This is a genomic window from Devosia sp. (genome assembly GCF_965229025.1).
Taxonomy (GTDB): Bacteria; Pseudomonadota; Alphaproteobacteria; order Rhizobiales; family Devosiaceae; genus Devosia_A.
In genome coordinates this window covers 2349462-2361900 of sequence record NZ_OZ245853.1, presented here as the reverse complement: position 1 = coordinate 2361900, position 12439 = coordinate 2349462, and the positions used below count along the sequence as shown (strand labels likewise).

General features: G+C 63.1%; 14 protein-coding genes. 13 read left to right on the top strand and 1 reads right to left on the bottom strand.

Annotation, left to right across the window (positions count from 1 at the left end; genetic code table 11):
- Positions 1–7: 7 nt before the first annotated feature.
- The 7 genes from ACO06J_RS11630 (at position 8) to ACO06J_RS11600 (ending at position 6502) form a co-directional block, all read left to right on the top strand.
- Positions 8–772 (top strand): SDR family NAD(P)-dependent oxidoreductase, encoded by a 765-nt coding sequence (locus ACO06J_RS11630; RefSeq protein ID WP_421760878.1) that lies wholly within the window; start codon positions 8–10, stop codon positions 770–772.
- A gap of 29 nt (positions 773–801) precedes the next feature.
- On the top strand, positions 802–1800 hold the full coding sequence (gene araD1, locus ACO06J_RS11625; protein WP_421762495.1) for an AraD1 family protein: 999 nt from the start codon (positions 802–804) through the stop codon (positions 1798–1800).
- Positions 1801–1851: 51 nt separating this feature from the next.
- Positions 1852–2880, top strand: a complete 1029-nt coding sequence (locus ACO06J_RS11620) for an ABC transporter substrate-binding protein (RefSeq protein ID WP_421760877.1) — start codon at positions 1852–1854, stop codon at positions 2878–2880.
- 60 nt (positions 2881–2940) lie between these two features.
- The gene (locus tag ACO06J_RS11615; protein ID WP_421760876.1) at positions 2941–4044 is read left to right on the top strand and encodes an ABC transporter ATP-binding protein; all 1104 of its coding nucleotides are present in this window, start codon (positions 2941–2943) and stop codon (positions 4042–4044) included.
- Positions 4041–4913, top strand: a complete 873-nt coding sequence (locus ACO06J_RS11610; protein WP_421760875.1) for an ABC transporter permease — start codon at positions 4041–4043, stop codon at positions 4911–4913. The genes ACO06J_RS11615 and ACO06J_RS11610 overlap by 4 nt, the downstream gene beginning before the upstream one ends.
- Positions 4910–5707, top strand: a complete 798-nt coding sequence (locus tag ACO06J_RS11605) for an ABC transporter permease (protein WP_421760874.1) — start codon at positions 4910–4912, stop codon at positions 5705–5707. Before ACO06J_RS11610 ends, ACO06J_RS11605 begins: the two co-directional genes overlap by 4 nt.
- Positions 5708–5776: 69 nt before the next feature.
- The gene (locus ACO06J_RS11600; protein ID WP_421760873.1) at positions 5777–6502 is read left to right on the top strand and encodes an SDR family NAD(P)-dependent oxidoreductase; all 726 of its coding nucleotides are present in this window, start codon (positions 5777–5779) and stop codon (positions 6500–6502) included.
- Positions 6503–6518: 16 nt separating this feature from the next.
- Here the strand turns inward: ACO06J_RS11600 and ACO06J_RS11595 are convergent, their stop codons facing one another.
- Positions 6519–6818 (bottom strand): ArsR/SmtB family transcription factor, encoded by a 300-nt coding sequence (locus ACO06J_RS11595; RefSeq protein ID WP_421760872.1) that lies wholly within the window; start codon positions 6816–6818, stop codon positions 6519–6521.
- Between the two features lie 78 nt (positions 6819–6896).
- Between ACO06J_RS11595 and ACO06J_RS11590 the strand changes: the two genes are divergently transcribed.
- The 6 genes from ACO06J_RS11590 to ACO06J_RS11565 all read left to right on the top strand — a co-directional run bounded on the left by ACO06J_RS11590 (position 6897) and on the right by ACO06J_RS11565 (position 12432).
- Positions 6897–7115: a YgaP family membrane protein gene (locus tag ACO06J_RS11590; protein WP_421760871.1), complete on the top strand. Its 219-nt coding sequence runs from the start codon at positions 6897–6899 to the stop codon at positions 7113–7115.
- A gap of 108 nt (positions 7116–7223) precedes the next feature.
- Entirely contained in the window at positions 7224–7559 is a 336-nt protein-coding gene (locus ACO06J_RS11585) for a TIGR01244 family sulfur transferase (protein ID WP_421760870.1), read from the top strand.
- A 134-nt stretch (positions 7560–7693) separates the two neighbouring features.
- Positions 7694–8791 carry an efflux RND transporter periplasmic adaptor subunit gene (locus ACO06J_RS11580; protein ID WP_421760868.1) on the top strand — a complete coding sequence of 366 codons (1098 nt, stop codon included), beginning with the start codon at positions 7694–7696 and terminating at the stop codon, positions 8789–8791.
- Between the two features lie 2 nt (positions 8792–8793).
- Positions 8794–10002, top strand: a complete 1209-nt coding sequence (locus tag ACO06J_RS11575; protein ID WP_421760867.1) for an ABC transporter permease — start codon at positions 8794–8796, stop codon at positions 10000–10002.
- On the top strand, positions 9999–10682 hold the full coding sequence (locus ACO06J_RS11570) for an ABC transporter ATP-binding protein (RefSeq protein ID WP_421760866.1): 684 nt from the start codon (positions 9999–10001) through the stop codon (positions 10680–10682). The genes ACO06J_RS11575 and ACO06J_RS11570 overlap by 4 nt, the downstream gene beginning before the upstream one ends.
- A 127-nt stretch (positions 10683–10809) precedes the next feature.
- Complete coding sequence (locus ACO06J_RS11565) at positions 10810–12432, top strand: ABC-F family ATP-binding cassette domain-containing protein (RefSeq protein ID WP_421760865.1); 1623 nt, start codon at positions 10810–10812, stop codon at positions 12430–12432.
- The last annotated feature ends 7 nt before the right edge of the window (positions 12433–12439 follow it).

Below are 12439 nucleotides of genomic sequence, written 5' to 3'. Positions count from 1 at the left end.
GCGCCCTATGAGCGACGATCAGAACCTCGCAGTCTACAAAAGCCTCGCCGGCAAGAGCGTCTTCATCACCGGGGGTGGCTCGGGCATCGGCGAAAGTCTGGTGCGCCACTTCGTGGCCCAGGGCAGCAAGGTTGCGTTTGTGGACGTGGCCGAGGTGCCGTCTCGGGCCCTTGTCGCCGAACTCGGTGGCAAGCCGCTCTTCATCCCCTGCGATCTCCGCAATATCGAAGCACTAAAGGCGGCGGTTGTCGAAGCCGTGGCTGCCAATGGCCCGATCGATGTGCTCTGCAACAATGCCGGCAATGACGACCGGCACCAGACCGCCGACGTCTCCGTCGATTACTGGGATGACCGCATGGCGGTCAACGTCCGCCATCAGTTCTTCGCCGCCCAGGCGGTTCGCCCCTACATGAAGGCGCAGGGCGGTGGCTCGATCATCAATTTCGGCTCAATCACCGTCATGGTGGGCGATGGCGATTGCCCCGCCTACGTCACCTCGAAAGCCGCCATCTGGGGCATGACCCGGGCGCTCGCCCGCGAATTCGGCCCCGAGCGCATCCGCGTCAACTGCATGGTCCCCGGCTGGGTGATGACCGAGCGGCAGATGCGCCTGTGGCTCAATGAGGCCGGCGAAAAGCAGATTGCCGAACGCCAGTGCTTACCTGATCGGGTGCAGCCATCCGACATCGCCCGGATGGCGCTATTCCTTGCTGCTGACGACAGCCGCATGTGCACCAGCCAGCAGTTCGTCGTCGACGCAGGCTGGATCTGACCGTGACCAATTCGCAGAAAGACCGGCCCGTGCGTCTCGTCCAGTATATCGCCAGCGACGGGTCTCGCCGTGTCGGCCGGGTCTCGGCCGATGGTAACCAGCTTCACCCGCTGCGCGACGCGGCGAGCGTCCGTGAACTGGCCGAGGACGCCATCGGTCGCGGTGTGCCGCTCGCCACCCTGATCGCAGAGCGCTCCGAACCCGCCGCGGTCGATTACGACGCTCTGCTGCGCACGGGCCAAGTCCTCTCGCCGCTCGACCACCCCGAGCCTGCACGCTTCCTCATCACCGGCACCGGCCTCACCCACACCGGCAGTGCATCGGCACGCAACCAGATGCACATTCTCACCCACGGCGACGACGCCGAGGAATCGGATTCGCTGAAGATCTTCCGCATGGGCCTCGATGGCGGCAAACCGGCACCGGGCACCCTTGGCGTCCAACCCGAATGGTTCTTCAAGGGCGTCGGCACCTGCGTCGTCCCGCCGGGTGCCGCGCTGCCGCTCCCGGCTTTCGCCAAGGCCGGCGCCGAAGAGGCCGAAATCGTCGGGCTCTATATCAACGGCCCCGATGGCCAGCCCTTCCGCATCGGCTATGCGTTGGGCAACGAATATTCCGATCACCTCACCGAGGCCGAGAACTATCTCTACCTCGCCCACTCCAAGCTCCGCGCCTGCTCGATCGGGCCAGAGCTGTTGGTCGGCGAACTGCCTAACGAGGTGCACGGTACCTCGCGCATCATCCGCGATGGCAAGGTGATCTGGGAGGAGCCGTTCCTTTCTGGCGAAGCGCATATGTCGCACTCCATCGCCAATCTCGAGCACTACCACTTCCGCTACCCGATGCACCGCAGGCCCGGCGACCTGCATGCGTACTTCTTCGGCGCGGCCGTGATGAGCTTCGCCTTCGGGGTCAAGACCGCCCCCGGTGACGAATACGAAATAGAGGCAAAGACCTTCGGTAAGCCACTGCGCAACCGGATGGAACTGGTGCCGGATGAGGGGCTGGTGAGCGTCACCGCGCTGTGACGTTCGGCAACTGCCGGCCGTGAGTATTTCGACAGAGCAAGGAGAACAGGGATGACGACATTCAAGAAGCTACTGCTCGGGGCGGCCGCTGCCGTTCTGGGTGTCTCGCTGATGGCATCGGCGGCGATGGCCGAGAACCTGAGGGTTCTGGCCTGGGACGGTTACGCCGATGAGGATTGGGTGAAGGATTTCACCGCCGCGACCGGCATTGGCGTCGATGTGGTGTTCATCGGCAGCGACGACGAAATCTGGGCCAAGATCAAGGGCAGTGAAGGCAAGGACTTTGACGTCTTCGCCGTCAACACTGCCCAGTTGCAGCGCTATATCCAGGCTGATCTCGTTAGCCCCATTGATGTGTCACTGCTGACCAACCAGAAGGACGTGCTGCCGCGCTTCCGCGACCTGAAGGCCGTCGGTGGCGTCACCAAGGGTGACGACGTCTATGGCATCCCGTTCGCCTTCGACTCGATCGGGCTGATCTACGACACCGATAAGGTGAAGCCCGCACCGACCTCGATGTCAGTGCTGTGGGACCCTGCCTACAAGGGCGAGGTGCTGGCCTACGACAATGGCGAGCACAACTTCTCCTTCACGGCGCTCACCCTCGGCTACACCGATCCGTTCCACCTGACCGATGAGCAGATGGCTGCCGTCAAGGACAAGCTGGTGGAGCTCAAGCACAACGTGCTGAGCTTTTACACCACTGCCGATGAAGCCCAGCAGATCTACCAGAATAACGACGTCGCGCTGATCTGGGCCAATTACGGCCAGCAGCAGGTCAAGGCACTGCAGGAAATCGGCGCCCACGTCGCCTACATCAACCCGAGCGAAGGTGCTTTGGCCTGGCTCGATAACTGGGTCATCTCCAAGGGCGTTCACGACAAGGCGGCTGCCGAAAAGTGGATCGACTTCATGATCACCAAGAAGGTCAGCTCTGAGCTCTCCGAGCGCACCGGCTTCGGCAATACAGTGACCGAAACCGGCAGTGCCGGCGGTAACGATAAGCTGGTCTGGCTCAACAATGTCGAAGACCCGCTGAAGCGCTCCGACATGTGGAACGAAATCAAGGCTGCGCCCTGATCGATCATTGGCAGCCCGGACTCGTCCGGGCTACCTCCCCGTCTGCGACACGAGTACCCGATGACCCAAGCGCCTGACCTCCTGAGCCTCAGATCTGTTTCCAAGGCCTATGGCCCGGTGCCGGTGCTGCACGAAATCGACCTCGCCATCCGCGACGGCGAGTTCCTCACTGTCCTTGGGCCATCAGGCTCAGGCAAGACCACCGTTCTGCGCCTCATCGGCGGTCTCGAGCCGACCAGTTCGGGCGAAATTCTGCTCGATGGCGCCGATATCAGCCGCGTGCCGATCAACAAGCGGCCCTTCAACACCGTCTTCCAGGACTACGCGCTGTTCCCGCACCTGACCGTCGCCGGCAATGTCGGCTACGGGCTCTCTGTGCGCCACATTCCGCGAGACCAGATCAAGACTCGCGTGGCCGAGGCGCTGGACCTGGTGCAACTGGGCAAGTTCGCCGAACGCTTTCCCGCCCAGCTGTCGGGCGGCCAGCGCCAGCGCGTCGCACTCGCGCGTGCCCTGATCTGCCAGCCGCGCCTCATCCTCCTCGACGAGCCCTTGGCCGCACTTGATCTCGAGCTGCGCCGGCAGATGCAGGAGTTTCTCAAGTCCATCCAGCGCGAAATCAAGACCACCTTCCTGTTCGTGACCCACGATCAGGAAGAAGCTATCAGCATGTCGGACCGCATCTGCGTCATGCAGGCCGGCCGCATCCGCCAACTGGGCACGCCGCAGGACCTCTACTACCGCCCCGAGAACGAGTTCGTCGCCCGCTTCTTTGGCGACAACAACCTGATTGCCGGCACCCTCGGCCCCCGCGACGGCGATAATCGCACCCTCGAGACGCCGCTTGGCCAGCTGGCTTGCGCTGTGCCAGGCAATGAAAGTGTTCTCACCGCGCCCGACGGCGCCAAGGCCTTCGCCGCCATCCGCCCGGAGGCGCTGCACCTGTCCCCAACTGATGGCGCGTCCAACACCATTGTTGGCGCCGTCCATGACCTCGCCTTCGCCGGTTCCTTCACCGTGGCCAATGTGACGGCCGGCTCTGGCGACACTCCGGTCCGGCTGCGTCTCCGGTTGGCCAGCCAGGTCCATGGCGCGAGCCTCGTTCCCGGTGAAACCGTGCGGCTATCGTTTTCGCCGCGCGAAGCGCATCTGGTGCTGGCGTGAGCGGGCAGGGAGCTGGCCGATCGTCTACGAGCCGATGGGATAACCTCGTCACCGTGCTCGTCTTCGCAGCGCCGGTGTTCTTCATCGTCGTGCCGCTCGCAATCTTTCTCGGCTACAGCTTCTTCAGCGTCCATGACGGCACCATCGATCGCGCGCTGACCATCGGCAACTATGTGCGCTTCTTCACCGATCCGGTGTTCCTGCCCGTCCTGTGGAACACCTGTCTCCTCTGCGCCGCCGTAGCCGTGATCTGCGTGCTGCTGGCCTATCCGACGGCCTATTTCCTCACCCAGCTCAAGGGCCGCTGGCGCTATGCGCTGCTCATGCTGCTGATGGTGCCGCTGCTGATGAGCTACGTGATCAAGATCTACGCTATCCGCAGCATTCTGGGTCAGAACGGCTTTCTCAACAAAGCCCTGATGGCGCTGGGGATCATCGACACGCCGTCCTCGCTGTTCGTGTTCAACATGAACGCGATCCTCCTCACCCTCACATTGCTGCTGATCCCGTTCGCCATCCTGCCGATCTTCCTGTCACTGGAGCGCATCCCGCAGATCCTGCTGCGCGCCTCCGATGACCTCGGGGCGAGTGGCGCGCAGACTTTCTGGCGCATCACCCTGCCGCTGAGCCTGCCGGGGGTCGCTTCGGCCGCGAGCTTTGTGTTTGTCCTCGCACTCGGCGATTTCCTCACCCCGCAAATGGTGGGCGGCACCAGCGGCTTCACCTTCGGCCGCGTGCTCTACAGCCAGTTCGGCACCGCCTTTAACTGGCCATTCGGTGCGGCTCTGTCGGTAATCCTCGCGCTGGTCGTGATCGTCGCCATCCTTCTCGGCGAGCGTATCGGTCGCGGTCCTGGAGTGGCCCGATGACCGCATTTATCCGCCCCTCGACACTGGTGCTGGCCGCGATAACGGCGCTCGTCGCCGCGCTGCTCTACAGCCCGCTCTTTGTGCCGATCGTCTCGTCCTTCTTCACCATCAAGGGCGGACAGGTCGATTGGGCCGCCCCCACCGCGTCTGCCTACATCGGGCTTGCAGGCAATGGCGAAATCCTCACCGCGCTGCGCACTACGCTGATCGTCGGCGTCAGTACCGTCATCCTCTCCGTCGTGTCCGGTACCCTTCTGGCGCTCTACACCCACGGGCGGCGCAAAGGCCGGCAACTGCTGCAGTTCATCATTTTCCTGCCGTTCCTGATGCCACCGGTGATCAGCGGCCTCGCGCTGTTGATCTTTTTCCGCGAGATCAACTTCGAGCGCTCCCTCGTCACGGTCGTCATCGGCCACACCGTCTTCGTGCTGGCGATTGTCTATCGCACCATCCTCACCCGCCTCGAGTCGATCAGCGACACCATGATCGAGGCGTCCTACGACCTCGGCGCCACCCGCTGGCAGACCTTCTGGCGTATCCTCATTCCGAACCTTTCGAGCGCCATGATCGGCGGCGCCATCCTCGCCTTCGCGTTGTCGTTTGATGAGACGATGATCACCATTCTGGTCACTGGCACCCAGACCACGCTGCCGGTGCGGCTCTGGGCGATGATGCGCCTGGGCTTTTCGCCCGATATCAACGCTCTGGTCGCGCTGATCCTGATCTTCACGATCCTCCTCTGCGTCCTCGCCGCCCGCTTCCTGGTCCCGCGACAGGCTACGCAGACCGCCTGACGCCAATCCAGCCTGAACTGCCAGGCCAGCCCCCGCGTACAGTAGGGCGAGGTTTGGAGTTTGAGCAGCATGACCATAGTGATCTTTGGCGGCACCGGTGGCATCGGTGCCCAGCTTGCGAGACGTCTTCACGCCTCGGGCGAAAGCCTCCATCTCGTAGGTCGCACGGTCGCAAAGCTTGAACTTCTCGCCCAGGAACTGGGTGCCAGCTTCTCAGTCGCCGATGTTCTCGACGGCGCGGCCATCGAAACCGCAGCGCTCGAGGCCGGCGTGACCCTCACCGGCCTCGCCTACTGCGTTGGCTCCATCACCCTCAAGCCGCTGAAGCGCCTGACGGCGAACGAGTTCCTCACCGACTATCAGTTGAACGTGGTTGGCGCCGCCCTGGCCGTAAAGGCCTGCCTGCCTGCGCTAACCGCTGACACCACCAAGCCATCGTCCATTGTGCTGTTTTCTTCGGTCGCCGCGTCCCAGGGCTTTGCCGCCCACGCCTCCATCGGTAGCGCCAAGGCCGCTGTCGAAGGGCTGACACTGGCGCTCGCAGCTGAACTCGCGCCGCGTGTACGGGTCAATTGTGTCGCCCCATCGCTGACACGCACCGAACTCGCCAAGAGCCTGACCGGCTCTCCCGCTCTCGCCGCCGCGATCGCCGAAGCCCATGCCATCCCACGCCTCGGTGAGCCCGATGACGTCGCAGCAATGGCCGCGTTCCTGCTTTCGCCGGATGCGGGCTGGATCACCGGACAGGTGTTCGGCGTCGATGGCGGGCGCTCGACTCTGCGGACCAAAGGCTGACGTTCACCGCGAGCCCTTAGGCGGTGGCGCAATAAATCCCGTGCAACGTCGTCAGTACCTTTTCCACCTCTGAAGACGCCAGCCGATAACGGATGGATTGGCCGTCGCGCCGTGCGGCCACCAGTTTCAGGGCTCTGAGCTTCGCGAGATGCTGTGAGAGCGGCGATTGCCCCAACTCCACCAGCTCTGACAGCTCGCCAACACTTAACTCCTGACCCAGCAGATGGCAGAGGATCAGCAGACGTTTCGGGTTCGACATGGCACCGAGCAGTTCGGCTGCGTCATCGGCCCGGGGGGCAAGTTCTTTTACATTCATATTGACACATTAGAATATTCGAATATATATGTCAACCAAGGCAGGGGGAGAGCCTTTCCCGCCACGGAGATCGTCATCATGCAAAACGTCGGAACCCCTGATCGCATCGCCCGCCTCGTCATTGGTGCGCTTCTGATCCTTGCGCCACTTGTCACCGGCTGGGCGCTTTTCACGAACCCACTGCTGATGTGGGGCAGCCTGATCATAGGCGTTGTTCTCATCGCAACGGCTCTATTCAGCTTCTGCCCCATCTATGCCGCTCTTGGCCTGAGCACCAAGCCCAAGCAGCTATCATAGGCAGAGTCGCCGCTCCCAACCACCCGCACAGCCGGTTGGCTACTATCGCTTACACCCCAACAGACGGACCCAATCATGTGGCCTTTCAACGCTAGCAAAGAGAAGAAATTGTCCCACCGTTCCATCCATCCCGATTTCGCCGTCGCCGGCCAACTCCAGCCCGACCAGATCGAGGCTGTCGCCGCCGCCGGTTTCAAGACCATCATCTGCGCGCGCCCCGACAACGAGGAGCCCGGCCAGCCGAGCTTCGCTGCGATCGCCGCGGCGGCCGAACGGGCCGGCCTGAAGACCGCGTATATCCCGATCTCGGGCAGCATCGGGGAAGGGGCGCTGATCCGCATGGAACAGGCGCTCAAGGATTTGCCCAAGCCCATGTATGGCTATTGCCGCTCGGGCGCGCGTGCCGGCTCGCTGTTCTCGGCCGCCCAGCGGGCGATGCAGTAGCAGGATGAACTACGGGGCTTGTTTGCACGTAAGCTGCTAGCCAGGCAAAAGATTGTGCGACACTAAACAGGCAGCACACCGTATCGACAACTGGCATAGTCATAGATGCGTGTCAGCGAGCGGTGCCGGTCTTCATGTCGTCCAAGCCCCCGATCTCAAGCCAGCAGCGCGGCCGGCGCCGGCGCCTCCTCTGGGCCGGCCTTGTGTTCGTGCTGCTCGCCGCCGGGACCGCCTACCTGGCGCTCTCGCGCCCCTGGGAGCCCAGGCCAATCGCCGTTACTGTCGAGACCCTGTCCCTCGGTCCGGTGTCTCGCGTTCTCGCCGTCAACGGCAGCGTCGCTGCCAAAACCTCGGTTGCAGTCCGTTCATCGGTTGCGGGACAGGTCATTTCAGTCTTGGTGGATGAAGGTGACGCGGTCGCCAAGGACCAACTCGCCATCGAACTCGACTCCTCGCAGCCCCGTGCCCTGGTCGCCCAGGCACAGGCCGCCTTTGAAGCCGGCAATGTGAAGTTGCAGCAGGCCCAGACTGACGTCGACCGGGCAAGGGCCCTCGGCGACAACACCCCGCGCAAGACTTTAGAGGACGCCATTCTGGCCTTGACCGCCGCCCAGAACGAACGCGACCGGCTCCAGGCGGCGCTCGATCAGGCTCAAAGCCAACTCTCGGAATATGAGATCAAGGCGCCACTTGCTGGCGTGGTCCTCGCCCGCAGCGTTGAGCCCGGTCAGATCGTCGATACCCAGACGACCCTCCTGACCATCGCAGATACCGGACGGCTGGTGGTCAAAATGGATGTCGACGAGCTTTATGCCGCGCAGATCCGCTCGGGACTGAAAGTGATCCTCGCGCCAGTTGGCGTCGACACCCCGCTCAATGGCACAATCTCGTTTGCCTCGCCCGTGGTCGATGCCACCACCGGGGGCAGGGCGGTGGAAGCCTCGTTTGACGAGCAGACCTCGCTCCCGGTCGGCCTGACCGTGATGGCAAACATCTTGGTCGACGCTGAAGCAGCGGCGCTCACCATACCGCGCAGTGCGCTGATCGTCGCCAATCGCACCGCGACGGCCTTTGTTATCGGCCCCAAAGGTGCCGAAGAGCGTCAGGTCAGCTATGTCGATTGGCCCGCCGACCGGGTGATCGTGACCTCAGGGCTTGCCGCCGGTGACCAGGTCATTCTCAATCCTACCGGCATCCGGGATGGCGCAGCGGTCAAGGTCAAGGCCAACTAGCCATGCTCTATGCCATCAAGATCGCGCTGCGCTATCTGACGGCCAACAAGGTGCAGTCGGGGCTCCTCATCGCGGGCGTCGCGGTTGGGGTATTTGTCTTTATCTTCATGAGCGCCTTGATCGGCGGCCTTGCCGAGTACCTCGTCCAGCGCACCGTCGGCGATATCGCTCACGTCACCATCGAAGCGCAAAGTCGCGATCCTGTGTCTCTGCTCCCCGTAGAGAGCGGCACCGTCCTTCTCGTCCGCCAGCGCGCGACCACGCAGACCAACCAGTTGCGCACTGCGGCCGCATTCCTCCCCGCCATCGAGGCGCGTCCCGATGTTATTGCCGCGTCGCAGCAGATCGTCGGCAACGGCTTCATTCTGAAGGGTGACATTACCGCACCCGTCGGCGTGACCGGCGTCGAGACCGACAAGGTCTCAGCCATTGCCAATGTGAAGAAGCGCCTCATCAGCGGCAGTGCCGATCTCACCAATGCCACCGTGCTGATCGGCGCCAGCCTTGCTGACGATCTGGGCATCAGCCTGGGACAGGTGGTGACGCTCCGTTCCGGTGCCGGGCTCGAGCGCACCATGGTGGTGGGCGGCATCTTCAAGTTCGGTCTCGATGCGCTCGATAAGCGCACCGCCTTTGTCAGCCTTGCTGCCGCCCGCACCCTGTTCGACTCCCCGCAGGGCGTGTCGCGGATCGAGCTCAAGCTGACCGACCTCAACCAGTCAGATGACGTCGCGCGCCAGATTGCCGCCGATACCGGCCTCAAGGCTACGCCCTGGACCACCGGCAACGCACAACTGCTCGATGGCCTCCGGGCTCAGGCGAGTTCGGGTAACCTGATCAAGGCCTTCGCGTTGGTCACCATCATCATTGGCGTGTCGAGTTCGCTTCTGCTCTCGACCTACCGCCGCCGGCCCGAGATCGGCATCATGCGCGCCATGGGCGCGAGTCGGTTCTTCGTCGTGCTGGTCTTTGTCATCCAGGGCGCCTTGGTCGGGCTCGTCGGCGGATTGGTTGGCGCCGGTCTCGGCTACCTCGCTCTCTCCCCGTTCCCCGTACCCGAACTGGCCCCACCCGGTGGACTGCCCGTCGACGTCCGCCTCGGGGCCTACAATCTCGCGATCATCCTGACGCTCGTGGGTGCGGTGGTGGCCTCGATCCTTCCGGCTCGCGCAGCCGTCCGCGTCGATCCGGTCTCGGTGATCGGGCAATGACCACACAACTGCTGATGGAGGTCCGCGACCTCGTCAAAACCTTCGGTGACGGTGAGACAGCCACCAAGGTGCTGAAAGGGCTGAATCTGCGCCTCGATACCGGCGAACTGACCGCGCTCCTTGGCCCCTCCGGCTCAGGCAAGAGCACGCTGCTGACCATCATCGGAACGCTGATGAAGCCCACCTCGGGCAGCCACACCATGCTGGGCGTCGATCTCACCAAGGCTGACGACCGCGAGGTCACCGACTTTCGCAACCGGCACATCGGCTTTGTGTTTCAGTTCCACCATCTCCTCCCAGACTTCACCGCGCTTGAAAACGTCATCTTCCCCTCCGCCGTCCGCGCCGGCCGCGAGACCGAGGCGATGCGGCAAAGGGGCAGGGAGCTGCTGGCTGAAGTCGGCCTCGAAAACCGGATCGACTTCAAGTCAACGGCCCTCTCTGGCGGCCAGAAGCAACGCGTCGCCGTGGCGCGGGCGCTGATGAACAAGCCCGAACTCGTCCTGGCCGATGAGCCGACGGGCAATCTCGATCGCGAGTCCGCAACGCAGGTGATGGAACTGATCGGGCGCATCAACACCGAACAGCAGACCTCGTTCCTGATCTCTACCCACGACGAAAAGATCGCAGCCACCTGCCGCCGGCACGTCATGGTCGCCGATGGCAAGGTCACCGGCTGAGCCCGCGAAACCCTGCCATGTCGCGCTGGCCCTTGCGTGTGACGGCGCGCGATGGTTTACCGGCCACCTTCCCGTCGCTGCGGTGCTCACTGTTTGCGGCCAGACCTCGCTACAGGGCCCGCCCGACATGATCCGTCTCGAAAATATCGGCAAGCAGAACGGCAAGCAGATCGTCTTCATTGACGCTTCGGCCGCCGTGCAGAAGGGCGAAAAGATCGGCCTCGTCGGTCCCAACGGCGCCGGCAAGACCACGCTCTTCCGCATGATCACCGGTGAGGAACAGCCCGACGAAGGCCAGGTTTCGATCGATCGTGGCGTCACCGTCGGCTATTTCAGCCAGGATGTCGGCGATATGTCCGGCCGCAGCGCTGTCGCTGAGGTGATGGAGGGCGCTGGTCCTGTCGGTACCCTGATGACCGAGATGGTTGAGCTCGAAGCCGCCATGGCCGACCCGGATCGCGCTGACGACATGGATGAGATCATAACGCGTTATGGCGAGGTGCAGGCGAAGTTCCAGGAGCTCGACGGCTACAGCCTCGACGCCCGCGCCCGCGAAGTTCTCAACGGCCTCGGCTTCAGCCAGGAAATGATGGATGGCGACGTCGGCGCGCTCTCCGGCGGCTGGAAGATGCGTGTGGCGCTCGCCCGTATCCTCCTGATGCGGCCCGATGCGCTGCTGCTCGACGAGCCGAGCAACCATCTCGATCTCGAAAGTCTGATCTGGCTTGAGGACTTCCTCAAGCGCTACGAGGGCGCCTTGTTCATGACCTCGCACGATCGCGAGTTCATGAACCGCATCGTCAACAAGATCATCGAAATCGATGCGGGCACGCTCACTTCATATACCGGCGATTACGAGTTTTATCAGCAGCAACGCGCCACAGCGGACAAGAACCAGCAGGCGCAGTTCGAGCGCCAGCAGGCGATGCTGGCGAAGGAGATCGCCTTCATCGAGCGCTTCAAGGCTCGCGCTTCGCATGCGGCACAGGTGCAAAGTCGGGTCAAAAAGCTGGACAAGATCGACAAAGTCGAGCCGCCCAAGCGTCGACAGGTCGTGAACTTCGAGTTCCGCCAGCCCAATCGGTCGGGTGAGGACGTTGTCATGCTCAAGAACGTTCACAAGAGCTATGGCAGCCGCTCGATCTATGAAGGGCTCGACTTCCACGTTCGCCGCAAGGAGCGCTGGTGCATCATGGGCGTCAACGGCGCCGGCAAGTCGACGCTGCTCAAGCTGGTCGCCGACAGCGCCAAGCCCGATGAGGGCAGCATTGCGCGTGGCCCGAGCGTCAAGATGGGCTACTTCGCCCAGCACGCCATGGATCTTCTCGATGGCGACCAGACGGTGTTCCAGTCGCTCGAAAGCGCCTTCCCCCAGGCGGGGCAGGCAGCACTCCGGGCGCTGGCCGGGTGCTTCGGTTTTTCGGGCGACGAGATCGAAAAGAAGTGCCGCGTGCTCTCAGGCGGCGAGAAGGCGCGGCTTGTCATGGCCATGCTGCTCTTCGACGCGCCGAACTTTCTTGTCCTCGACGAACCAACCAACCACCTCGATATCACCACCAAGGAAATGCTGATCGAGGCGCTGAAGTCTTATGACGGCACCATGCTCTTCGTGTCGCACGACCGGCACTTCCTCGCCGAGCTTTCCAACCGTGTGCTGGAACTTACGCCCGAGGGCATCCATGCCTATGGCGGCGGCTACACCGAATATGTGGCGCGCACCGGCCGAGAGGCGCCAGGGCTGAGGAGCTGAGCGCCGC

What these genes read in the sequence shown, in the direction of transcription:
- ACO06J_RS11565 (WP_421760865.1), top strand. Translation starts at nt 10,810, where the DNA reads ATGATCCGTCTCGAAAATATCGGCAAGCAGAACGGCAAGCAGATCGTC.
- ACO06J_RS11575 (WP_421760867.1), top strand. Translation starts at nt 8,794, where the DNA reads ATGCTCTATGCCATCAAGATCGCGCTGCGCTATCTGACGGCCAACAAG.
- ACO06J_RS11615 (WP_421760876.1), top strand. Translation starts at nt 2,941, where the DNA reads ATGACCCAAGCGCCTGACCTCCTGAGCCTCAGATCTGTTTCCAAGGCC.
- ACO06J_RS11620 (WP_421760877.1), top strand. Translation starts at nt 1,852, where the DNA reads ATGACGACATTCAAGAAGCTACTGCTCGGGGCGGCCGCTGCCGTTCTG.
- ACO06J_RS11630 (WP_421760878.1), top strand. Translation starts at nt 8, where the DNA reads ATGAGCGACGATCAGAACCTCGCAGTCTACAAAAGCCTCGCCGGCAAG.
- ACO06J_RS11590 (WP_421760871.1), top strand. Translation starts at nt 6,897, where the DNA reads ATGCAAAACGTCGGAACCCCTGATCGCATCGCCCGCCTCGTCATTGGT.
- ACO06J_RS11595 (WP_421760872.1), bottom strand. Translation starts at nt 6,818, where the DNA reads ATGAATGTAAAAGAACTTGCCCCCCGGGCCGATGACGCAGCCGAACTG.
- ACO06J_RS11570 (WP_421760866.1), top strand. Translation starts at nt 9,999, where the DNA reads ATGACCACACAACTGCTGATGGAGGTCCGCGACCTCGTCAAAACCTTC.
- ACO06J_RS11600 (WP_421760873.1), top strand. Translation starts at nt 5,777, where the DNA reads ATGACCATAGTGATCTTTGGCGGCACCGGTGGCATCGGTGCCCAGCTT.
- ACO06J_RS11580 (WP_421760868.1), top strand. Translation starts at nt 7,694, where the DNA reads ATGTCGTCCAAGCCCCCGATCTCAAGCCAGCAGCGCGGCCGGCGCCGG.
- ACO06J_RS11605 (WP_421760874.1), top strand. Translation starts at nt 4,910, where the DNA reads ATGACCGCATTTATCCGCCCCTCGACACTGGTGCTGGCCGCGATAACG.